The organism is Betaproteobacteria bacterium (assembly GCA_009693245.1).
Lineage (GTDB): Bacteria > Pseudomonadota > Gammaproteobacteria > Burkholderiales > SHXO01 > SHXO01.
In genome coordinates, this window is record SHXO01000003.1 from 40,813 (window position 1) to 63,570 (window position 22,758).

The 22,758-nt window shown below is 59.8% G+C and carries 22 protein-coding genes; 10 read left to right on the forward strand and 12 right to left on the reverse strand.

The genetic code is table 11. From position 1 onward, the window contains the following. Nucleotides 1–3: 3 nt before the first annotated feature. The 5 genes from EXR36_00855 to EXR36_00875 are packed head-to-tail and all read left to right on the forward strand — an operon-like array spanning nt 4 to nt 4,917. Entirely contained in the window at nt 4–966 is a 963-nt protein-coding gene (locus EXR36_00855) for an ABC transporter ATP-binding protein (protein MSQ58229.1), read from the forward strand. Then, a complete protein-coding gene (locus EXR36_00860; protein ID MSQ58230.1) occupies nt 963–1,670 on the forward strand; it encodes a hypothetical protein in 708 nt (235 codons plus the stop codon). Before EXR36_00855 ends, EXR36_00860 begins: the two co-directional genes overlap by 4 nt. After that, nucleotides 1,619–3,313, forward strand: a complete 1,695-nt coding sequence (locus EXR36_00865; GenBank protein ID MSQ58231.1) for a hypothetical protein — start codon at nt 1,619–1,621, stop codon at nt 3,311–3,313. The genes EXR36_00860 and EXR36_00865 overlap by 52 nt, the downstream gene beginning before the upstream one ends. Beyond that, entirely contained in the window at nt 3,310–3,915 is a 606-nt protein-coding gene (locus EXR36_00870; protein MSQ58232.1) for a hypothetical protein, read from the forward strand. Before EXR36_00865 ends, EXR36_00870 begins: the two co-directional genes overlap by 4 nt. Nucleotides 3,916–3,948: 33 nt before the next feature. Then, nucleotides 3,949–4,917: a tripartite tricarboxylate transporter substrate binding protein gene (locus EXR36_00875; GenBank protein MSQ58233.1), complete on the forward strand. Its 969-nt coding sequence runs from the start codon at nt 3,949–3,951 to the stop codon at nt 4,915–4,917. A gap of 103 nt (nt 4,918–5,020) precedes the next feature. Here the strand turns inward: EXR36_00875 and EXR36_00880 are convergent, their stop codons facing one another. The 4 genes from EXR36_00880 to EXR36_00895 form a co-directional block, all read right to left on the reverse strand. Then, nucleotides 5,021–7,027, reverse strand: a complete 2,007-nt coding sequence (locus tag EXR36_00880; protein ID MSQ58234.1) for a cyclic nucleotide-binding domain-containing protein — start codon at nt 7,025–7,027, stop codon at nt 5,021–5,023. Beyond that, complete coding sequence (locus EXR36_00885; GenBank protein MSQ58235.1) at nt 6,897–7,364, reverse strand: hypothetical protein; 468 nt, start codon at nt 7,362–7,364, stop codon at nt 6,897–6,899. Before EXR36_00885 ends, EXR36_00880 begins: the two co-directional genes overlap by 131 nt. A gap of 3 nt (nt 7,365–7,367) precedes the next feature. Then, nucleotides 7,368–7,715, reverse strand: coding sequence for a hypothetical protein (locus EXR36_00890; GenBank protein ID MSQ58236.1), 348 nt, complete (start codon nt 7,713–7,715; stop codon nt 7,368–7,370). A gap of 144 nt (nt 7,716–7,859) precedes the next feature. Then, nucleotides 7,860–8,264 (reverse strand): DUF5117 domain-containing protein, encoded by a 405-nt coding sequence (locus tag EXR36_00895; GenBank protein MSQ58237.1) that lies wholly within the window; start codon nt 8,262–8,264, stop codon nt 7,860–7,862. 52 nt (nt 8,265–8,316) lie between these two features. Between EXR36_00895 and EXR36_00900 the strand changes: the two genes are divergently transcribed. The 3 genes from EXR36_00900 (at nt 8,317) to EXR36_00910 (ending at nt 10,353) form a co-directional block, all read left to right on the forward strand. Then, the gene (locus EXR36_00900) at nt 8,317–8,562 is read left to right on the forward strand and encodes an AbrB/MazE/SpoVT family DNA-binding domain-containing protein (GenBank protein MSQ58238.1); all 246 of its coding nucleotides are present in this window, start codon (nt 8,317–8,319) and stop codon (nt 8,560–8,562) included. Continuing rightward, nucleotides 8,559–8,963, forward strand: a complete 405-nt coding sequence (locus tag EXR36_00905; protein MSQ58239.1) for a PIN domain-containing protein — start codon at nt 8,559–8,561, stop codon at nt 8,961–8,963. The genes EXR36_00900 and EXR36_00905 overlap by 4 nt, the downstream gene beginning before the upstream one ends. A gap of 214 nt (nt 8,964–9,177) precedes the next feature. Next, the gene (locus tag EXR36_00910) at nt 9,178–10,353 is read left to right on the forward strand and encodes an O-succinylhomoserine sulfhydrylase (protein ID MSQ58240.1); all 1,176 of its coding nucleotides are present in this window, start codon (nt 9,178–9,180) and stop codon (nt 10,351–10,353) included. On the opposite strand, the gene EXR36_00915 is transcribed toward EXR36_00910, so the two are convergent. The 5 genes from EXR36_00915 to EXR36_00935 all read right to left on the reverse strand — a co-directional run bounded on the left by EXR36_00915 (nt 10,350) and on the right by EXR36_00935 (nt 14,224). Further along, entirely contained in the window at nt 10,350–11,069 is a 720-nt protein-coding gene (locus EXR36_00915) for a UDP-2,3-diacylglucosamine diphosphatase (protein ID MSQ58241.1), read from the reverse strand. The genes EXR36_00910 and EXR36_00915 overlap by 4 nt on opposite strands. 87 nt (nt 11,070–11,156) lie before the next feature. Next, nucleotides 11,157–11,648: a peptidyl-prolyl cis-trans isomerase gene (locus EXR36_00920; GenBank protein MSQ58242.1), complete on the reverse strand. Its 492-nt coding sequence runs from the start codon at nt 11,646–11,648 to the stop codon at nt 11,157–11,159. A 5-nt stretch (nt 11,649–11,653) separates the two neighbouring features. Then, nucleotides 11,654–12,001, reverse strand: a complete 348-nt coding sequence (locus tag EXR36_00925) for a hypothetical protein (protein MSQ58243.1) — start codon at nt 11,999–12,001, stop codon at nt 11,654–11,656. A 29-nt stretch (nt 12,002–12,030) separates the two neighbouring features. Then, nucleotides 12,031–13,254: a hypothetical protein gene (locus tag EXR36_00930; GenBank protein ID MSQ58244.1), complete on the reverse strand. Its 1,224-nt coding sequence runs from the start codon at nt 13,252–13,254 to the stop codon at nt 12,031–12,033. A 4-nt stretch (nt 13,255–13,258) separates the two neighbouring features. Next, nucleotides 13,259–14,224: a tetratricopeptide repeat protein gene (locus EXR36_00935; protein ID MSQ58245.1), complete on the reverse strand. Its 966-nt coding sequence runs from the start codon at nt 14,222–14,224 to the stop codon at nt 13,259–13,261. Nucleotides 14,225–14,515: 291 nt separating this feature from the next. Here EXR36_00935 and EXR36_00940 point away from each other — a divergent pair, with 291 nt between their 5' ends. Both EXR36_00940 and EXR36_00945 read left to right on the forward strand, forming a co-directional pair. Next, on the forward strand, nt 14,516–15,895 hold the full coding sequence (locus EXR36_00940; GenBank protein ID MSQ58246.1) for a cysteine--tRNA ligase: 1,380 nt from the start codon (nt 14,516–14,518) through the stop codon (nt 15,893–15,895). A 26-nt stretch (nt 15,896–15,921) separates the two neighbouring features. Continuing rightward, complete coding sequence (locus EXR36_00945) at nt 15,922–18,288, forward strand: EAL domain-containing protein (protein MSQ58247.1); 2,367 nt, start codon at nt 15,922–15,924, stop codon at nt 18,286–18,288. A 622-nt stretch (nt 18,289–18,910) separates the two neighbouring features. On the opposite strand, the gene dnaJ is transcribed toward EXR36_00945, so the two are convergent. The 3 genes from dnaJ to grpE all read right to left on the reverse strand — a co-directional run bounded on the left by dnaJ (nt 18,911) and on the right by grpE (nt 22,678). Next, entirely contained in the window at nt 18,911–20,029 is a 1,119-nt protein-coding gene (gene dnaJ, locus EXR36_00950; protein ID MSQ58248.1) for a molecular chaperone DnaJ, read from the reverse strand. 100 nt (nt 20,030–20,129) lie between these two features. Beyond that, nucleotides 20,130–22,061: a molecular chaperone DnaK gene (dnaK, locus tag EXR36_00955; protein MSQ58249.1), complete on the reverse strand. Its 1,932-nt coding sequence runs from the start codon at nt 22,059–22,061 to the stop codon at nt 20,130–20,132. A 62-nt stretch (nt 22,062–22,123) separates the two neighbouring features. Next, nucleotides 22,124–22,678, reverse strand: a complete 555-nt coding sequence (gene grpE / locus EXR36_00960) for a nucleotide exchange factor GrpE (protein MSQ58250.1) — start codon at nt 22,676–22,678, stop codon at nt 22,124–22,126. Nucleotides 22,679–22,758 lie beyond the last annotated feature (80 nt).

Here is a 22,758-nt window from a genome sequence, read left to right on the forward strand (position 1 = left end):
CCAATGCCTACAGCGATATCACTTGAGTCGGTTAGCAAACGCTACGGCTCCAAGACCATCATTCACGACCTCTCCTTCTCGGTGGCGAAGGGCGAAATCGTCGGTTTCCTGGGGCCGAACGGCGCGGGCAAAACAACGACCATGAGGATGATCGCGGGTTTCACCACCGCCACGTCTGGCACCGTGCGAGTAGCCGGCCACGACATGGCATCGGACAACGAGGCGGCGGCGAAAAAATTGGGTTACCTGCCGGAGCACCCCCCCCTCTACGACACCTTGCACGTATCGCAGTACCTGAGTTTTGTCGCCAATGTAAAAGGGGTGCCGCGAGGGCAAATCCCGCGTGAAATCGAACGGGTCTCCAACTCATGCAAGCTCGATGAGGTATTGAAGAGCGAGGTGTACAAACTTTCCAAGGGTTACCGGCAGCGTGTCGGCTTGGCGCAAGCACTCCTAGGGAACCCCGAAGTGTTGTTGCTCGATGAACCCACGGCGGGGCTAGATCCCGGCCAGATTCAAGAGACGCGCGAGGTGATACGCGCTTTTGGCCAGACGAACGCCGTGCTTCTCAGCACGCACATTCTTCCCGAGGTGACGATGATTTGCCAGCGCGTCGCCATCATCGATCATGGCCGGCTGCTCGCAGTGGATTCTCCCGCGAATTTAAGGCGCGCGTCCGAACAAACCAATCGCGTGCTGTTGACTGCGGTTGCGCCCGCCGAGGCCATTAAGAACGAGCTTCTGGCGGTTGGCGGTGTAGAGCAGGTTCATGTCACACAGGGCGCCAGCGAGGACATCATCCACGTCGAATGCCAGATCGGCGCACACGATGGCGTTGAAGCCAAAATTGCTCGCGCCGTGGCCGGGCGCTGGGATTTGCTGCGGCTGGAGCGGCAGCAACCGACTCTGGAGAATATCTTCCTGAAATATGTGAGCGCGCAGCGCGAGAAAGGGGCGGGCACATGAGAAGCATGGCGGCGGTCTATAACAAGGAGATATTGACCTACTTCCGCTCGCCGATCGCCTATTTCGTTGTGGCGGTATTTCTCCTCGGCACGGGATACTTTTTCCTCTTTAACGTCTTCTTGACGGGCAGCGCCAATATGGACACGACGCTGCAAAACATGGGGATCCTGCTGGTGACGCTCTCGCCTTTCATCTCCATGCGCTTGTTCTCCGCGGAGTACAGCGCCCGAACCATGGAGTTGCTCGCCACACTTCCGCTCAAGCCATGGCAGATTGTGTTCGGCAAATTTCTGGGCGCGGCGACGATTCTTCTTCTGCTCACGGTATGCACCATGGTGAATCTGGTGCCGCTCTATCTCTATGGCAATCCGGAAATGAGTACGGTGTTCGCGGGATATCTGGGTTTCTTTTTACTCGGCATGGCATGTATCGCCGTGGGCCAGCTCTTCTCCGCGCTGACCCAAAACCAGATCGTTGCCGCGCTGGTCACGGTGGCGGTACTACTGGCCTTCTGGTACGTGGGGCATTTGCGCAATTACCAAGGCCCCGGCGTGCTGCGCGAACTCAGCAGTTACCTTTCCTTCGCCTTGCATTATGGCGATTTCATACAAGGGTTGCTGCGTAGCGAGGCAGCCGCTTTCTACTTATTGGTATGCGCCGCCGCGATGACGCTCAACGCGGCCTACCTCGAATGGCGGCGTTGAAGAACATGAGTTCCTTTCGCGCTGGAATGATTTTGTTGCTGGGCGTCGCGTTGGTGGCGGTGGCGGCAGTTGCGCACACCATCCTGATGCGGCACCAAGTCTGGACTAGTCTGGTCGCTCTCGCCGGGGTTGGGCTCATGGTATTCGGGGCCAGCGCCATGCGGCGCGAGTTGGCGGGAATGCTGGGGCGCCGCAGGGGCGGGATCGCCATGCAGACGCTGGGCGCCGTGGGCATTATTTGCGCGCTCGCCTATCTGTCGGTGCTCTTTCCGCTGCGTTATGACATCACGTCGAGCAAGCGCTTCTCACTTTCCGAGCAGAGCGTGAGGATGTTGCGTGCCATCGACAAGCCGGTGAAGATCACCTTCTTCCACGACCCCATGATGCGCGAGACCGTGGAGCTCTACGAACTGATGGTGCGGGAGAACAAGAACCTGTCGCTGGTTCTCCACGACCCGGTGCTCAATCCCGCGCAGGCGCGCATGATGAACGTGCAATTCGCCGGCATTGCGATCCTGGAGAGCGAGGATCGCAGGATTCAGATCAACGGCCCTTCCGAGACGGATATCGCGAACGGAATCCTGCGCGCTTCGCAGGGCAAGAAGCAGTTGGTGTGTTTTCTGGACGGGCACGGCGAGGCGGACGCCTTCAGCCAGGAATCCCACGATCATATGGAAGGGGCCGCGGGCCACTCTCACGGGATGGGTGCCAAAGTGGTGTTGCACGAGCAGCATGGCATGGCCAAGGCGCGCCAGGCGCTGGAGAGCATGAATTACAGCGCCGAGAAGATTTCCCTCGTCAAGACGGAACATACCCTCAAGCGCTGCGCCTTGCTGATCGCCGCCGGGCCCAAGGTGGCGTTGCTGGATAACGAGGTGCGGGCCATCCGAACTTTTCTGCGTGAAGGCGGCAACGCTTTCTTCCTGCTCGATCCGTTCGTGAAGTCGGGGCTGGAGCCTGTTTTGGGCGAATACAGCATGGTGCTAGACGACGATATCGTCATCGATGAAACCAACCACTTCTGGGCCGATCCTTCCGCCCCCGCAGTCAGCAGTTTCAATTTTCACCAGATCACGCGCGAGCTGCCGCTGACCTTTTTCCCCGGCGCTCGCTCCATATCGCCCACCAAGGACCGGGTGCCGGGCACTAGCGCCATCCCTCTGGTCAATTCATCCGCGCAAAGCTTCGGCGAGACCACGCAGGACCGCGCCCAATTCAATGAAGGCGTGGACCCCAAGGGGCCGCTTACCATCATGGCTGTTGCCAGGCGCAGCCCCGGCGCCGTACGCAATGCGGCGGAAATCATGGCTAACTTGCGCGGCGAGAAGCTCACGCCGGAAAAAGTCGAGGAGAAACTCGCTGATTTGGAGAAAGTGAAGCCCTCCAGGCTCGTGGTGGCGGGGGACTCGGATTTCGCCACCAATTCCTTTTTCCATCTGCTTGGCAACGGCAAGCTGTTTCTCAACGCCGTGAATTACCTGGCTGCCCAGGAGAATTTGATCGGCATCGAGCCGCGCACCTTCGACGTGCCGCGCGTCAACCTAACCAACCAGCAAATGAAGGGGACCTTCTTTTTGTCCCTGGCGCTCATTCCCGCCTTGCTTGCCGTAATCGGCCTCGCCGTTTGGTGGAAACAGCGTTGAGGGCGCGAAAAGGCATCGTCTGGGTCGTGCTGGCGGTGCTGGTGCTGGTCATCGGAATCGTGGAGTGGCGCAGTCAGGGAGAGCATGCCGGCGGCGATGGCCACGGAGAGGCAGCGGCCAGCCGCAATCTGTTACCCCTTCCGGTGGCGCAAATCGGCGCGATCGAAATCGCCCATGAAGGGCAGTTGCACCGTTTCGAGCGCGATGCCGCCGGCGAATGGTTCTATCACGGGGCTCACGCCGGGGCGGCGCCCGGGCACGAACATCTAACCAATCCTATCCTGGCGAAGCGCATGGGTGAAGCCTTTGCCGCGCTGGATAAGGCGAGGATGGAGCGCGAGGCGCCCTTGGACAAGGACAATGACCGCTTCGGAGTAGTCGTGCCCAAGATCATTCTCATCGTGTACAAGCCCCAGGAAAGCCAGCCCCTGGCGCAATATTCCATCGGTGACATGGCCCCCGACGCGCTGGTCCGCTACGTCCACTTGTTGGGAACGAACCGGGTCATTACGCTGCCCCAGTACCATATCGAAAATCTCCTCGGCGTAATCCGGGCGGCGAGTGCCACGCTACCCTTGGCGTTGCCTTCGCCTTCCAAATAACCGGCGCTGCGCAGCGAGCATGGAGCGAGTGCTATGAATCCCTGGAAAATCTTCTGTCTTGCCTTCGCGATGTCACTTGCGGCGAGTGCGCAAGCCGCGGACCCCTATCCCAGCAAAACCATTCGTTGGGTCGTGCCCTGGCCCGCGGGTGGCATCGCCGACACGCAAGCGCGCTTGCTGGCCGAACAGCTCTCGAAGGTGCTCGGCAAACCGGTGATGGTGGATAACCGTCCAGGGGCCAGCGGCGTGACCGGGGCGGACATCGTGGCCAAGGCCAAGCCCGACGGGCTTACCTTCACCTGGGCTTCTCCCAACGAGCAAGCCATCGCCAAGGCCATAGGCATGAGCGTTCCCTACGATGCGGAAAAGGACTTCACGCCCATCACCCAATTTCTACGCCGCCCCATGGTGCTGGTGGTCAATGCGGAGCGAAACGTTGGCACTCTCAAGGAACTGGCGGATCTGGCCAAGGCAAAGGCGGGGCGCATGAGTTACGGCACCGCCGGTGTGGCCCACCTGAATCACTTCATGGGAGAAATGTTCAAGCGCCGCCTGGGGCTCGATGTGGTATCGGTGCCCTACAAGGGCGAAGCGCCCATGGTGACCGACATCGTTGGCGGTCAGGTGGATTATGGCTTCGGCTTCACCGCCACCGTCGAGCCCCTGGTCAAGTCTGGCCGCCTGCGCGCGCTTGCGATCTCCGGCAAGAAACGCGCGCCGCAACTACCCGGCGTGCCCACCTTCGCGGAACTGGGCTACCCCGATTTGGAGATGACGATCTGGATTGGCGTGGTGGGGCCCGCCGGCATGCCGCTGGAAATCGTGAACCGGCTGCACAGCGAGTTCAGCAAGATACTCAACGACCCCGCCTTCCGGTCGCGCCGGGAGTTCGCCGACTCGGAAATAGTGATGAGCAAGCCTGAAGAATTCCGCGCGCACCTCGCCTCCGAGCGCGTGCGCTGGATGAAACTCGTGAAGGAGACGGGCATCGGCGTGGAGTAAGGGCGGCGATGGCAAGCGGCCCGCACGCCATCGAGGGTTGCAGGTCAACGGCAAGCGGGAGCGCACGAGAGTTTCGCCGCCTTCCTCTGTTGGCGAGCGCGGCTTACGCGCCGAAGAGTTTCGAAAACCGCGGATCGTCCTTCATCGATTCGAGCCTCTCCATTGTGTAGCGGTATCCGGTATCCACGATTTGGTCGATGGACTCGAAGTCCAGGATGCCGAATTTATCGATGGGCGGGCGCAGGCAGACATCCGCATCGCGTTTGACTTCGACCGCCTTCTGGTTGCTACTCACTTCCGTGGTTCGCAGCAATAGCGCGGCGATATTCGGTACGTCCACTTTCTTGACGAAGGGCAGGAAGTAACTCCAGAGCAATTTCCACGGCGAGGGGAATTCGGCGACACCGAAGGAAAAGCCCCGCTCGGAACCCACGTCGATCACCATCACGGTTTGGCAGGCGCGCTTGCGCATCAAATCTCCTGGCAGGTTGTTGACCACCGCCCCATCGACATAGACGTTCCCGTCGCGCATGACAGGAACGAAGATTCCCGGCAGAGCGGAACTAGCGCGCACCGCTTTCCATAGGGATCCCCTGTCCAGCAAAACCATCTCGCTCGCCGTGAGGTTGCAGGCTACGCAAAAGAAACTCAGCCACAGGTCTTCGATGTTCGTGTTGCCGTAAACGTCTTTTGCCCAGCGGTCCAGCACGCGGGTGCGAATGAGGGACACCATGGGAATGGTGTACTCCTTGTGCGGCTTGTACTTGAGCCAGCCGGTGCGGGAGATTTCCAGGATCTCCTTCCAACCGAGCCCCATGCCGAAGGCGGCGGAGATCACCGCGCCCATGCTGGTACCGCCGATCATGTCCACGGGGAGACCGGCTTCCTCGAACGCGCGGATAACGCCTATGTGGGCCAGCCCGCGCGCGCCGCCTCCGCCGAACACCAATCCCGTGGCGGTACCGGCGAGGCAGCGAGCCACCCGGTTGAAATCGCTCTCGGCGTCTAGGCGTAAATGAAAATGCCGGTGCAAGGCTCTCCCCGCGAGCCAGGCATCGGTTCCGCTCGGGCTGCGTTCCCCGCCTGGATGCAACAGCAGCAAGGTTTGCCGAGCATTGGGAGCGCTTGCACCCTCATGGATGAGCGTGTGTTCGAGGCCGCGCACGGCCGGCTCGCTAGAAGTGTGCGCCACGAGCAATATTTCGTTGGCCTGGCGCAAGCAACGCCTTGTCCATTCGCAATCCTTCGCCTCGGTTTCGTAGACGATGAAGCGGTAGGCCGATTCCTGGTTATACAACCAGGCATTCAGGAGAATTCCGCCCGCGCTTTCTTTCTCCGAATTGGCGATGCGGGGCCGGTTGAGGGCTTGGTCCACGCGCTGCGAAGACAGATGCAAGGCGGGGCCGATGGATTCGAATGCCTTCACCAGGCGTTGCGTGAAACCCGAGGGAAGAGGATCGCCGCCGATGCCCAGCACGGCCAGGCATGTCCCCGGTTTTCCGTGCGCGGTATCGCTTTTTTCCTTGGTCCGCAGGCGCCGCACGACGACCTGGGCAATGGCTTGCATCACTTTCGGATATTTCTCGATGATGCGGTCGAAGACTTCCTTGGAAAGACACACAAGGTCGCTGTCGCGCACCGCGAGAATGGTCGCGGAGCGCGGCTCACCGGTAAGTAGGGCGACTTCGCCGATACTCTCGCCGCGCGCGATCTCGCTCAATATGGCGCCGTCCGCGGCGATGGCGCGCAAGCGGCCCGAGACCACGAAATACATGTCCTGGCTCGTCTCGCCGATAGTGAAAAGTTTTTCCCCGGCTCGCAGGCGCACCCATTGAATCTGGGATTCCACATAACTCAATGCGGCTTGGCTCATGGGTCCAAACAACCGGCTGAGGCTCGTGGCGAGCTGGTCACGGGCGACGCGCTGCCGGATACCTTCCGACATCTGAGCGATGGCTTCCGGCGCGCGCTGGCCAATATCATCGAAAGTTTGCGCCGGAACCTTGATCACCACGGCCGCCTCGGTCGCCGAAACGGTGGCGGTGTTGCACGAGCGCTTCGTACATTTCCTCCAATTGGTCATAATTGCCGCCAAGGCGGGTGGTGCCATCGATCAAGAGAGGAGCCACGCGCTCCACGTTGCGCAAACCGTAGTCCGCCGCTTCAATGGGATTGGCGCCGATCACGTTGGTGTTCACGCCGGGATCGATATGGGCGGAGGAGTCCTCTCCTCCGAATCGCAGCTTGGGATCGTTGACCTGCTTGGCGGCCAGCTCATAGAGCTCGGCGCTCTCGGAATCCGTGTTGAGCAACGCCGAGACGTTGTTTCCCTCCCGCATGACGAGCCGGATGAACTGGCGGTAACCCCACTCGATGGCGAAATAATCATAGGGGCCGAAGCGCGGCAGCAGATAGGCGTTGTCGCCTGGTTGCGCGACGTAATTCAAGCGCTAGTAATCCATGATGGAGGCCGAGTTTCCCCATTTGCGCGTCCACTCCGGGTCGCGCAATTGCGCCACCGAATAGGCCGAATGTCCCTTGAAGTTATGGCGCAATCCCAAGGCATGGCAGATCTCGTGGGATACGATGTAGCGCAGCATGTCGCCGATAATCTCCTTGGACAAGGGGAGCTTGCTGGCGCGCGGGTCCAAGGGCGAGATTTGGGTGAAATACCAGGTTTCCGCCAGCCGCAGCACGTCGTGCCAGAAAATAGCGTGAGAAGAGATGACTTCACCGCTGCGCGGATCGATGACCGCTGGCCCCATGGCGTTTTGGCGGCCGCTGGGCGTCCAGCGCACGACGTTGTAGCGAACGTCTTCCGGATCCCAGTTCGGGTCCTCCGCCGGCGTGGGAGCATCGCGCGCGATGATGGCGTTGCGAAATCCGGCGTGCTCGAACAGCGGTTTCCAATCCTCGATGCCGAGCTTGATGGCGGAGCGCCACTACTGGGGAACCTCATCGCTTAGGTAAAACACGATAGGCTTGACGGGTTCGGATACCTGAGCGAACAAATCCTTCTTCTCCAGGTGGTAACGCTGAATGAAAGCCCGGCTGACCTTGCCGGTCTCGCTCGAACCGTAGTCATCGAAGGGGATCGAGAAGTACCCGATCCGCTCGTCCGCGTAACGCCCGTGCATGGGCTCCTTGGGGAGCAGATGAATGCTCATGTGAAAGATGAAACCCAGCGCCGGAACCCGCTTCTCATCTTCTTCACCCGGCTTGAACAGTTCGTTGGGATCCGCCATCCAAGTTTGATAGAAGCGAATATCTATGCTCTCGGGGAAGGCCTTTACCGTGTGAATATAGGAACGGCGCGGGTCCACGTGGCGCATGCGGAAATGCCGCATGGTCAATTCATCATGGTTGCGATCCTGCCATTTTTATGCCATTCTCCCAACCATGAAAACAACTATTGACGCCGCCGGCCGTATCGTCGTTCCAAAGGCGATGCGCCAGGCCCTGGGCCTGAAGCCTGGCCATCCGCTTGAAATCCGGGCGGGTGACGGGCGTCTTGAGATCGAGATCGCGCCCACGGCGATGCAGCTGAAAAAACGGGGGAAGGGAGTGGTAGCGGTCCCGGACACCGAGTTACCGGTGCTTACCGCCGATCAAGTCCGGGATACATTGGAGCGAGTTCGGCGTTGAAGGCGGCGGACACCAGCCTGGTGATCGCCGCTTTTGCATCCTGGCACGAGAACCACGAGGCGGCGCGGCGCTCGCTCGATATCGGGTTGCGTCTGGTCGAGCACTGCGCACTCGAAACATACTCGGTACTTACCCGTCTTCCTCCTCCTCACCGAATTTCCAGCATCGTCGCCCAGGAGTTTCTGGAGACACGCTTTCCTCAGCCGTTCCTTCGGTTGAGTGCCAAGGCATACAAGGAATTTATTCTTGAATTGCCGGACCACGGAATCACCGGCGGTGCGGCATACGACGCGCTCGTGGCGGCGACCGCGGCGGCTTTCGGCGCCGAACTCGTTACCTGTGACCGGCGCGCCATGCCGGTTTATGAACGATACGGATTGCGCACCCAATTCTTCGATTGAGAGCACGCTCGCCGATTATGGTGGCGCCGCCAGGAGAATAAGGTCCGGCACGCCGGTGCAAACCCACATTGACAGCCCCTCCCGGTTAACGGTACTGTCCTTCCTGCGCCGATTTGAGCCACAGCTTGCGGGCGCCTTATAAATCCAGCTAAAGCGTCGGACAACCCGTTCGAGCTTTTACGCTGAACGGGTTTTTGTTTTTTGGAGGTCCAAAATGTTAGATGCCGATCTGTCCACGCTGGCCGTGCGCGCCGGTATTCACCGCAGCCAATTCAACGAGCACTGCGAACCGCTGTTCCTCACCTCTAGCTTTGTCTTCGAGAGCGCGGCGCAAGCCCAAGCCCGCTTCGCGGGGACCGATGAGGGGCCGGTCTATGGCAGGTACACCAACCCCACCGTGAGCGCCTTCGAGGAGCGTCTGGCGGCGCTGGAGGGGGCTGAGTGCTGCGTGGCCTTCGCCTCCGGAATGGCGGCCATCATGGGGTGCGTGATGGGGTTGCTAAAGTCCGGTGACCATATCGTCGCCTCGCAAAGTTTGTTCGGCGCGACCGTGCAATTGCTGGCGAATCAATTTTCGAAATTCGGTGTGCGCACCACCTTCGTCACTGGCACGGAACCCGCCGCCTGGGAAGCCGCCGTGGAACCCAGCACGAAGCTGATGTTCCTGGAGACACCGTCCAATCCCCTCACCCAGGTCTACGACATCGCCGCGTTTGCGCGCATCGCCCGCGCCAAGGGAATATGGCTGGCGGTGGACAACTGCTTTTGCACACCGGTGCTGCAACGCCCTCTCGATCTGGGTGCGGACATCGTGATTCACTCGGCCACCAAATTTCTGGACGGCCAAGGCCGCGTGCTGGGCGGTGCCGTGCTGGGCAAGAAAGAATTGATTCAGCAGAGTCTCACGACCTTTCTGCGCAACGCGGGGCCGACGTTGAGCCCCTTCAACGCCTGGTTGATCTTGAAGGGCATGGAGACGCTCAAAATCCGCATGGAAGCGCAGTCGGCATCGGCCTTGGCGCTGGCGGCATGGCTGGAATCTCATCCCAGGGTGGCGCGAGTGTACTACCCAGGGCTACGCAGCCATCCGCAGTACGAGCTTGCGTCGCGGCAGCAGAAACTGGGCGGAGCGATTCTTTCCTTCGAGGTGCGCGGCGGGCAAGAGGCGGCGTGGCGCGTGATCGATCGCACGCAACTTATTTCCATCACCGCCAATTTGGGCGATGTGAAGACGACCATCACCCATCCGGCTACCACCACGCATTTGCGCGTCACGCCCGAGACGCGCGCCGCCGCGGGCATCACGGAAAGATTGATTCGCCTCGCGATAGGGCTGGAGTCGGCCGAAGACTTGAAGCGGGATTTGGAGAGGGGTTTGAACGCGATCTAACTCAGGCGAACTGCTTGGCATCCGCTCGCGTCGCAGCGCAGGTATTCGCCATGCGTGTACCAATCCGATAGCACCCAGCGTTCGCGGGCGGTGCCACCCACTGTATGTTCATGCCGGGCGGGCCGGTGCGTGTGCCCGTGGATGATCCGCTCGCATGGGTGGGTGCGAAAGGCGCTCTCGACAGCGGTTTGGGTGACGTCCATGATCTCGCTGGACTTGATCTGTTTTTCCTTCTCGCTGAAGCGTCGGGTTCGCTCCACCAACTTAAGGCGCGAAGACAAAGGCAAGGCTAGGAACAACCACTGCACGATGGGATTGCGCGCGCGCTTGCGAAAGGCTTGGTAGCGCACGTCGTCCGTGCACAGCGTGTCGCCGTGCATGAGCAAGGTGGGGTGACCGTGGAGGTCGATGAGCACGGGGTCCTCGATGATCCGTGCGCCGCTTTGTTTCTCGAAGCGTGACTTCAAAAGAAAATCCCGGTTGCCGCGCATGACGAAAATGGGAGTCTCGCCGCTCAACGTATGCAGGGCTTCCACCACCAGGGAATTGAACTCCAGGCCGATGGCATCGTCACCGATCCAGTGCTCGAAAAGATCGCCCAAGATGTAGAGGGCGATGGCGCGGGTGGCGTCCTCCTTCAGGAATCGCAGAAAGACTTGCGTAATGCCTGGCCTTTCCGGGCTTAGATGGAGATCCGATACGAAGGCGGTGAACATTCTTAGGGGCTAGGATTTAGGATCAAGGATATGGAACCCCGTGGCGCGACTCCAGGTTTCCAGATCCTTGATCCTAGATCCTCGCCTTCAAGCCTCCTCGGCCTTGGTGATGACGACGTCGTCCACGGGGACGTCGCGGTGAAAACCCTTGGTGCCAGTCTTCACTTTCTTGATCTGGTCCACGACTTCCGTACCCGAGACCACTTTTCCGAACACGCAGTAGCCGAACTCCTGGGGCGTGGGGGCGCGGTAGTCGAGAAAGTCGTTGTCCGTGGCGTTGATGAAGAACTGGCTCGATGCCGAGTGCGGGTCGGGAGTGCGCGCCATCGCCACGGTGTAGGCGCTGTTCTTGAGTCCGTTAGCCGCTTCGTTCTTGATGTTCGCCCCAGAGGTCTTCTCTTTCATGCCGAGTTCGAAACCGCCGCCTTGAATCATGAATCCGTCGATGACGCGATGGAATACCGTGTTCGTGTAGAAGCCGCTTCGTACGTATTCGAGAAAATTGGCTACAGTGACGGGAGCTTTCTCGGCATCCAGTTCTATGGAGATGACGCCGAAGTTCGTGTGCAGATTGACCATGTGTCTTAGTTGTCCTTGAGTATTTTGATGTGCTCGATGACGAGAGGCCGCGCGGGTTGGTCGCCGGCAAAATCGCCTCCCGAGATGATACCGGGCTCCACCATCTTCTTGAGGGTGCCGAGCCCGCGTATGACCTTGCCGAACGCGCAATAGTAAGCACTCGTACCATCGTGCCCATAATAGAAATCGCTGTTGTCACCGATGTTGATGAAAAACTCGGAGGTGGCGGAGTCCGGCTCGATTTCAATGCTCCCGGCATTGGTTTTGACTTCCACGCTGGAAACAGCGAAGGCGGCGGGGGACAGCCAAAGCGCGCATAGCAAGCCCCACAAACCGCGGATAGATTTTTTCATGCTGAAATATCCAGCGCTTGACCGCCAGGTCAAGCGCTGCCTTCGTAGATGATGCGCCAGCCTTCGGTGTCGTGCTGCCAATACTGGCGTTTCTTCATCTCGTTCGTGAGGTTGTTGCTGCTGTAATTTTGCGTGAAATTCACCACCGCCAGATCGTCCCGTCCGGGATACAGAAACATGGAAACATTGCTAAGCGTGACGCGAATCCAAGCCTTCTCGGCGTTGACCTTGCGTTTTTGGCTGGCGAACTCCTTGAATCCCAACTTCCCGGCCTCGAAACCCGGTGAGTAGTGCTTAAGGTAAGCGTCCACATTGCGCGTTTCCCAATCGCGCCGCCATAGTTCGATGTGTTCATACATCTTGGCGCGCAGATCGGTCAACTGCGGCGCGCTCACCCACTCGACGCGGCCGGTGATGATCACCGGCGTTTCTCCGAGATCCAGTTGCTTGGAAAGTACTTCCAGGTCTTCATTGCTGAGCACCATGCGCCCGTCGCCGGCGCGCGGGGGCCGGCTATAGGTATCGGATGGAACGCCGTGCACCCAGATACCATGGCCGCTGCGCCCCAGCCTGCGGTCCCATTCGTTGGGGTAACTGATGGGATAGGCGGCGCGCCCGTAGAAATCCGTGAGCTGGCGGCTCGGCAGGCGCTCACTGGAAAAATACAAACCCACGGGAGTACGCTTGTCGCCTTCCTTGAATTTGTTGATGCCATTTTTTCCGACCGTCACGTAATAGTCCGCGATGTAACGCGGGATGCCATGCTGGTTCTCGAAGACGTACATCGTCGAGGTGGAAGAGTCCACCACGATGGCGTGGCGGTAGGAGGCAGGCATTTGCAGCAGATAGCGAGGAATCCGGTTGCCTGGGGATTCGAGGTGATAGCGCATCAAGCGCGCGCGTGCCTCCTGGCGTAACGCGGCGACTTCCTCGGGAGGTGCCGCGCCCGCATTACCCACGGTTTCGATCGGGCGGGAGCGGGCGAGTAATAGATCGCCTTTCACCAGTTGCGCCAGGCGGAAATGGGGTGTCTTGCTCAACAGCGAATCAATCTGTTTCACCGCGGACCCAATTTCGCCCGCCCCCACTTGCAGATGGGCTTGCGCCATCGCCACCTCTTGGTACGTAACGGTGCGCACTGGCAAAAAACTGGATGGTTTGTAGACGCCCATGCCGCAAGAGGCACCCACCGATAGAATCACCAGGAGGGCGATGGCCCCGCGAAATGTTCTGGTGGCTAGGAGTTTCGGCATGCGGCTATTTGGCAACGGTTTCGCGCCGGATCAACCAGCGATTGTCCTCTTTTATCATCCCGAGCGTCTTACCGCTCGAGGCCTTCAGCGAGTCGGATTGGTAATGTTGACGAAAGGCGACTGTCACATGGCCGGCATCCACGATCTGAACGCGCGGCGCGGAAACGGAGACCTCTATTTTGTTCGGTTTTGCTAGCCTTTCGCGCCGGCTCGCTTCCCATTGCGCGCGGGGCTCCCCTTTGGGCGTGTGAAACTCGGGGGCATAGAAAGACAGATAGCGGTCCGCGTCGTTGCTCGACCATGCCTTGGCCCACTCGTGGACTGCCGCCAGCACTTCCTCGGAGAGATTGGTCTTTGGGGCGGCCGGCTCAGTCTGAGGCGCCACGGGTTTGACGGGCTGCACCGGTGCTGCCGGTGGTGGAGCAGAGCGTTCGGGGGGGAGTTGCGCGACCGCCACCGCGGGCTTTGGAACCAGATCCTTGATGAGGGCCAGCTTGTCTCGCGCCGCGTTGTTCTTGCTGTCGATTTGCAGCGCTTTGTCGTAGGCCCGGCTCGCCAGGGTGGCGTAAACATCGCCGAGATTTTCGTGGGCGATGGCGTAGCTGGGATGGGTGCGAATGGCCATTTCCAAGGCGGCCCGAGCTTTCTCGTAATCCCCCTGGACGACATGGATCACCGCCAGATTATTGTAGGGTTCGGGCAATTCAGGGTGATCCTTGGTGAGCTCCGTGAATATCTTCAGGGCCTCCGCGTTGCGCTTTTGCTCCGCGTGGATTACTCCCAGGAGAAAGCGGGCACGCGCATCCTTGGGGTTCTCGCTCAGATACGCAGTCAGGCGGCTCTGAGCTTCGCTCTTATTACCTTGCTTGTATAAGACCGTGGCTTCTTGAACATCGCCGGGTTTTGCCCACGAAACGGGGGCCAATCCGCATACAAGAGCGAGCGTCACCAACGGGAGGGACAATTTCATCGTGCTATACTAGCACGCGAATTTTCGCGCGTAGGTCGTTGTAATACGGGCGATTTTAGCAACAATCCGTCCGCATACTCAATCGAATTTAGTGTTGGCATAAAGTGCATTGTCGGCACATTGCGCGGTGGACATGAGGTGCCTCTGGGTTTTTCGTGGTGCGCAGAGCGCAGTTCCCCGCAATGTCCCTTGCACGCCGAACGAGGCTAGGCTCTGGATCGCACGATTGATGCCGACTTCTTGGATCTTTCCAACTTAATGATTTCATCGCGCCCCGTAGGCTAAAAGCGCATGCTCAAGATCTACAACACCCTGCACCGGGAGAAGCAGGAGTTCGTCCCCCTACAATCCGGCCAAGTGTCCATGTATGTTTGCGGCATGACGGTGTACGACTATTGTCACATCGGCCATGCGCGCGTGATGGTCGTCTTCGACATGGTGAGACGCTGGTTGCGCGCTTCGGGACTGCGAGTCAAGTATGTACGCAATATCACCGACATCGACGACAAGATCATCCGCCGTGCCGCTGAAAACGGGGAGGAGATAGGCGCGTTAACCGAGCGCTTCATCGGTTTCATGGACGAAGATGCCGCTGCCCTGGGGGTGGAAAAACCCGATTACGAGCCAAGGGCGACCGAGCACATCGAGGGCATGCTGGCCTTGATCGGCGCCTTGATGCGGGAAGGCCTCGCCTACCAAGGCGCCAATGGAGATGTGTTTTACGCCGTGCGCCGGTTCGCGGGCTACGGCAAGCTGTCCGGAAAATCCTTGGAAGACTTGCGCGCGGGCGAGCGGGTGGACGTGGACCGGGCCAAGGAAGACCCCTTGGATTTCGTGCTGTGGAAATCCGCCAAGCCCGGCGATCCAGCCTGGGACAGCCCCTGGGGAAGGGGGCGCCCAGGGTGGCATATCGAGTGTTCCGCCATGAGCGAGCACCTGCTGGGAACCCACTTCGACATCCACGGCGGCGGGCAGGACTTGATCTTCCCCCACCACGAGAACGAGATTGCCCAATCCGAAGGGGCGCACCGGCACACCTTCGTCAATTACTGGATGCACAACGGCTTCGTGCGTGTGAACGAGGAGAAGATGGCCAAGTCCCTGGGCAACTTCTTCACCGTGCGCGAGGTACTGGCGCGTTTCGACCCGGAGGTGGTCAGGTTCTTCATCTTAAGGGCGCACTACCGCAGCCAGCTCAGTTATTCGGACCAGCATTTGGACGATGCGCGTCAGGGATTAACGCGTTTATACACCACGTTACGGGATATTCCCGCGAGTTCCATGAGCGCGATGGACTGGTCCGGTCCTTATGCGCGGCGCTTCAAGGACGCCATGGACGACGACTTCAATACGGCCGATGCCATGTCCGTGTTGTTCGACATCGCCAACGAGGCCCATCGCTCGCGCTCCGGGATTCTCACCGCCATGCTCTTGGCATTGGCGGGGACCCTCGGCCTGTTGCGTCGGGAGCCTACTGACTTCTTGCAAGGCGGGGGATTGGTTTCCTCGGGGGGATTGAGCGATGCTGAAATCGAGCAGCGCATCCAGGCGCGCACGGCTGCGCGCAAGGCAAAAGACTTCGCCGAGTCAGACAGAATCCGCGACGAACTCGCCAAGGCAGGAATCCTGCTAGAGGACACAGCGAAAGGCACGATATGGCGGCGTCATTAGCGACCAACTAACTTAAGGAGGGTGAGGTGGAATCCTACAAAACCGCGTTTCCGCCCCTTCTTTTAGGTGTTCGCCGCCACCAGGAGCGCCTGCGCGACACCATCCACTCCCTGTCCAACTGGCATGTCATTCCCGAGAGCGACCCAAGTTTCGCCGCTTGGTATGGGGGCGAGGGCGGGCAACTCGCGAAGACCTTTCAAGACGAGGAATTGTCCGCGGCCTGGAAGCGGGTAGGAGAGCTTAATTCCACGCTCAACTCCGCCATCGAGGAGACCATCGAATCCTCCAAGCGCGAGCTCGAGCGCGCCTTCCAGCTTTCGGGCGAATTGCTTGAGTTGCTGGTGGCCTCCACGATGCGGGAGTTAGCTTTCGCCCTGCGAGCCCGCCAGCAGACCTTATCGGAGCGTTACGAGCGCGATCTGCTGGAGGCGGCCCAAGTTAGCCGCTGCGCCGTTCGTATCTCCGACAACACGATCACCGAATGCGACGCTGGCTTCGCCGCGCTCTTTGGGCGAAAGCGGGCAGAAATCCGCCAGGCCGATGCCAGGAGCCTGATCGGCGAGGCCGCCTTCGACCGCTTGTCGAGCAGTGCCATCGCCGGGCGTCCGCACCGGGTGGACTTGCGCGTGCCCAAGGCCGACGGCGACTACCGCATTCTCGAAATGGTGGCCTATGCCTCGCCGCCCAGTGCACCTGAATTGCTGGATTTCCTCGTGGTGGATAGCACTCGCGCCGTGCACGATGCGCAGCAACGTAAGCTGCTCTCCACCGCCATCGAGGCCTCGGACCAGATCGTGATGATCACCGACGCCCTCCAGCGCATCGTCTATGTGAACCCCGCCTTCGAGAAAATCACCGGGTACAAGGAAGCTGACGTCCTGGGCCGTTCGCCCCATTTTTTGCAGGGCGCCGAAACCAACCAGGCGACCCGCGCCACCTTGCGCGAGGCCATTTCCAACGGGCGCGCGGCCCATGCGGAAATGCTCAACTACCGCAAGAACGGCAAGGCCTATTGGGTAGACCTCGCGGTGGTGCCGGTAAACGGTATCGAAGGCGAGGTGAGCCACTGGGTCGCCATTCAGCGCGATATCACCGAACGCAAGGCGCAAGAGCAGGAGATCACCCGGCTCGCCATGGAAGATTTTCTCACCGGCTTGCCCAACCGGCGGGCGGCCGAGGCGAGGCTTGCGATCGAATGGAACCGGGCGCGCCGCGAGAGCGGCGGCTTTGCCGTGGCCATCGCCGACATCGACCGCTTCAAGCTCGTAAACGATCAATACGGCCACCATGTCGGTGACTTGGCGTTGGCACACGTGGCCAAGACCCTGGCGGACAACATGCGGGGCGGCGACTGGATCGCGCGCTGGGGCGGGGAAGAGTTCCTCATCTGCTATCACTATTTGGACGCCAAGGGCGCCTTCATCGCCGGTGAGCGCGCGCGCAAGCTGGTGCGATCGCGACCATTGAAGTCACCCCAAGGCGAGCTACCCATCACCATCAGCATGGGCGTGTCCATATATCAAGGCGGCGTGGACTCATTGAAGGTCTTGCTCGAGCAAGCCGACGCCTTGCTCTATGAAGCCAAACGCGCTGGCCGCGACCGGGTGATGTGCACGGGCGCTGGAGAGCGTCGCAAAAAGGGTCTTTGGGACGGGCCACAAGTGCAAAGCGCGCTCGATGAGCGCCGCATCGTGGCCGCCTACCAGCCCATCGTCGACTTGCGCACTGGGGAAACCGTTGCGGAGGAAGCACTGGCGCGCATTCTCACGCGCGAAGGTGCCGTGGTGGCCGTCGAACAATTCATCGGCGCGGCCGAATCCATGCACTTGGTGTCGCAGGTGGATGAGCGCGTGTCGGCACTTGCTCTTGCACGTCCCATGACCGAGGGGAACCAGACGCGCTTCATCAACTTGTCCAGTCAGTTCCTGGCCGATATGGACCAGGTCCAAGAACTGGTCGCGAAAGTAGGTGCGCAAGGCAGGGGCAAACCTAACCTAGTAGCCGAGATCAGCGAGCGCCAGCCGGGCGAGATCGCCATGATGAAGAAGAATCTGCGCCCGCTGATCGATGCCGGATTCCGCGTCGCCGTGGATGACTTTGGTAGCGGGGCTTCCTCATTCCTCTACTTGGCGGAACTGCCCGTGCACTTTCTGAAGATCGAGGGATGGATGGTCAAGCGCATCGTCGCCGACCGCCGCGTGCGGCAACTGATCGGCGCCATTGCAACCACCGCCCATTCCTTGAGCGTGAATACCGTGGCCGAATGTGTCGAGAACGCCGAGACCGCGCAAGTGCTATGCGATCTCGGCGTTGATTGGGCACAAGGATATTTCTTCGCCAAGCCGGTGCTCGACGGGGAAAGCAAGGCGGAGCGAACTGCGAAGGCGGCTTAGATTTTGGGTCTAGGCCCGAAAAATCTTCTTACTTTCTCGCTGCGGTGAAACCTATCCGCTAGGTACTTTCAAATGCGTGCACGCGACTACCTAGGTTTCCCGCTGCTCGCAATCGGCATAAGTGGTGTAATGCTTGGCCATCATTAGTTTGGGCTGATTTGGTTTTGGCTGGGTGTAGCCCTTAGCGCATTTGGCATCGCCATTATTAGCAGCGGTGGCCTCGATGAAAAAATAGATAGAGCGCTACGCTACTACCGAGGACCCGGGGATTATGGCAATCGCGATGTCCATGAAGGGACCGGTGATTTCCATTCGAGTGATTCTGGCGGTGGCGATGGTGGCGGAGGTGGAGATTGATCCCGGTGCCCAACCATGAGCTGGGCTGACAAACGGCGATTAACCACGACGGACACGAAGTAACACGAAGGAAAAACAGAGCGCTCACACTTCTAACCAACTTGGTAAGGCAATTATCGCCAGTATGGCTTCGATCTCCTTCGCGTCCTTGGCGTCCTTCGTGTGCGAATGTAGTTTCTCGTTTACGTCCCAAAGAGGTAGTGACCTTTTGGTTCCGGCCTAACCTGAAGGTTAGCCTACACCGAAAGGCAAAGGAGTTATTCGGTCAAGTCCCGAAAAACTCCTTCACTTTTTCCATCCAGCCTTTCGCGCGAGGGTTGTGATTGACCCCGTCGCGCTGGCTGATTTCCTCGAACTCCTCCAGTAGCTCCTTCTGGCGCGGTGTGAGTTTCACGGGGGTTTCGACTACCACCCGGCACAGCAGGTCGCCGTAATGCTGGCTGCGCACGCCTTTGATGCCCTTGCCGCGCAGGCGGAACACCTGTCCGCTTTGGGTTTCCATGGGGACCTTGATCTTGGCGGCACCATCCAAGGTTGGAATCTCGATCTCCCCGCCCAGGGCCGCGGTAACGATGGACACTGGCATTTCGCAGATGAGATCGTTCTCCTCGCGGGCGAAGACGGAGTGCTGCTTCACGCGGATGACAACGTAGAGGTCTCCCGGCGGGCCGCCATTCACGCCGGACTCGCCTTCGCCAGATAGACGAATGCGGTCGCCCTCGTCCACGCCGGCGGGGATCTTCACCGATAGGGTCTTTTGCTTCTTGACCCGGCCCGCGCCCTGGCAGGGGCCGCACGGATCGCGAATCATCTTGCCCGTGCCGTGGCAGCGCGGGCAAGTCTGCTGCAGGGAAAAGAAGCCTTGCTGTATGCGAACCTGGCCTTGGCCTTGGCAGGTCGAGCAGGTGGTGGGTTGGGTGCCGGGTTTTGCCCCCGAACCGTGGCAAGTCTCGCATTCCTCCAAGGTGGGGACGCGAATCTTGGTCTCGGTCCCGCGCGCGGCTTCTTCCAGGGATATTTCCAGGTTGTAGCGTAGGTCCGCCCCTCGGTACACGCTGGAGCGCGCGCGCCCGCCGCCGCCAAAAATCTCGCCGAAGATGTCGCCAAAAGCGTCGGCGAATCCGCCCGCCCTGGCCGCCCCGCCCATGCCGGCCTGATGGTCCACTCCCGCATGCCCGAAACGGTCGTAGGCCGCGCGCTTTTCCGAATCCGACAGTACCTCGTAGGCTTCCTTTGCCTCCTTGAACTTTTCCTCAGCCTTGGGATTGTCGGGATTGCGGTCAGGATGAAACTTCATCGCGTTCTTGCGATAGGACTTCTTGATGTCCTCTTCGGACGCGTCGCGATTCACACCGAGCACTTCGTAGTAGTCGCGTTTGGCCATTTCTCTTTAGGGGCTAGGATCTAGGATTTCGGAACCAGGAATGACAACATGGGTGAAGCGCGAATCACGCCTCACCCCTCCCGCCTCACGCCTCACCGCATTACTTCTTGTCTTTGACTTCCTCGAATTCGGCATCCACCACGTCGCCTGCGTCCGCGGTCTTGCTCTTCTCCGCATTCCCGCCGCCTCCGGCCGCCGCACCTTGAGCGGCATCCGCTCCGGCGTACATTTTCTCGCCCAACTTCTGCGAGGCCATGGCCAAGGCTTGGGTCTTGGCTTCGATGGTGGCTTTGTCGCCGCCCTTCATGGCTTCCCCGGCTTCCTTGATGGCGGCTTCAATCTTGGACTTTTCATCTGCCCCGATCTTGTCGCCATGCTCGCCCAGGGATTTCTTCACCATGTGCACCATGCCGTCGCATTGGTTGCGCGCATCCACCAACTCTCGCGCCTGGCGGTCTTCTTCGGCATGAAGTTCGGCGTCCTTGACCATCTTCTGGATCTCTTCTTCCGAGAGCCCAGAGCTGGCGGTAATCTTGATTTTGTTTTCCTTGCCGGTCGCTTTGTCCTTGGCCGAAACGTGCAAGATCCCGTTGGCATCGATGTCGAAGGTCACCTCGATCTGCGGCATGCCACGCGCGGACGGCGGAATGCCCTCCAGGTTGAACTGTCCCAAGCTCTTGTTGCCCGATGCCATATCGCGCTCGCCTTGCAGCACGTGAATGGTCACCGCCGATTGGTTGTCGTCGGCCGTGGAAAAGGTCTGCGTCGCCTTGGTCGGGATCGTGGTGTTCTTTTGGATGAGCTTGGTCATCACGCCCCCCAGGGTTTCGATACCCAGGGATAGCGGCGTCACGTCGAGCAACAGCACGTCCTTCACTTCGCCTTTCAGCACGCCGCCTTGAATGGCGGCGCCGATCGCAACCGCTTCATCCGGATTGACGTCCTTGCGCGGCTCCTTGCCGAAGATCTCCTTAACCTTCTCCTGCACCTTCGGCATGCGGGTCATGCCGCCCACCAGGATGACATCGTCGATATCCGAGAGCTTGACGTTGGAATCCTTGATGGCCACTTCGCAGGGCTTGGCGGTATTGAGGATGAGATCTTCCACCAGGCTTTCGAACTTGGCGCGCGTGATCTTCATGGCCAAGTGCTTGGGCCCGTTCTGATCCATGGTGATGTATGGCAGATTGATTTCCGTTTGTTGCGTGGAAGAAAGTTCGATCTTGGCTTTTTCCGCCGCTTCCTTCAGGCGTTGCAGTGCCAGGATATCCTTGCGCAAATCCACGCCCTGCTCGCGCTTGAACTCGTCGGCGACATAGTCCATGAGCCGTTGGTCGAAATCCTCGCCGCCCAGGAAAGTATCGCCGTTCGTGGCCAGTACTTCGAACTGGTGCTCGCCTTCCACCTCGGCGATCTCGATGATGGAGACATCGAAGGTACCGCCTCCCAAGTCGTAAATAGCGATCTTGCGGTCACCCTTCTTCTTGTCCATGCCGAAGGCGAGGGCCGCAGCCGTGGGTTCGTTGATGATGCGCTTCACATCCAGGCCGGCGATGCGGCCCGCGTCCTTGGTGGCTTGGCGTTGCGAATCGTTGAAGTAGGCCGGTACGGTGATCACCGCTTCGGTCACCGGCTCGCCCAGGTAATCCTCGGCGGTCTTCTTCATCTTCATCAAGACTTGCGCGGAGATCTCGGGCGGGGCCATTTTCTTGCCCCGCACTTCCACCCAGGCGTCTCCATTGGGGGCCTCCACGATCTTGTAGGGCACGGACTTGACGGTCTTGGTAACTTCGCTTTCCTTGAACTTGCGCCCCACCAGCCGCTTTGAGACGTAGATGGTGTTCTGAGGATTCGTTACCGCCTGCCGCTTGGCGGAAGCACCGGTGAGGATTTCGCCATCGTCGGCATAAGCTACGATGGAGGGCGTGGTACGCGCACCCTCGGAGTTTTCGATGACCTTGGGCTGGCCATTCTCCATGATGCACACGCAGGAATTGGTGGTGCCCAAGTCGATGCCGATGATCTTTGCCATGCTGGTTCCTTAATTCGATGAAGTTGCTGTTGAGGCTTTACGTTGGGGATAGGACAGGTTTTTCAAGCTTTGGCCTTGGACACCGTGACCAGCGCCGGACGAAGGATACGATCGTTGAGCATGTAGCCCTTCTGGAATACGTGTAACACCGTGTTGGGGGTTTGGTCGGATTCCACCGCGGTCATGGCCTGGTGGCGGTGGGGATCGAACTTCTCCCCGGCGGGGTTGATCTCCTTGATCCCGGATTTCTCGAAGCAGGCGTTTAGCTGCTTGAGGGTGAGTTCCACGCCTTCGAGCAGGGATTCGATGGTGATGTTCTCGGTATTGAGGGCAGCCTCCAGGCTGTCCTTGACTGGAACCAGCGCCGAGGAAAAGCCCTCCAGCGCGTACTTGTGGGCGTTGGCGATGTCGGCTTGCGCGCGTTTGCGGACATTGTCGGCCTCGGCCTTGGCTCGCAGCCAAGCGTCATGATGCTCTTGCGCCAGAAGCTCCGCCTGTTTCAGCACCTCCTCGGCACTTGGAATGATTACGGGGGTGTCCGCCGCTTCGGCCCCTTCGGGCTGCGACGCGGGCGTTTCGCCGCTAGGCGGTGCCACCGCCGGTTCTTGATGTTGCATTCAATGGTTCTCCCGTTCGACCCTGCGGCAATTGGGGGCAGGTAAAAGGGTTTCAAGGGGCACGGGCGCAATTTTTCCCC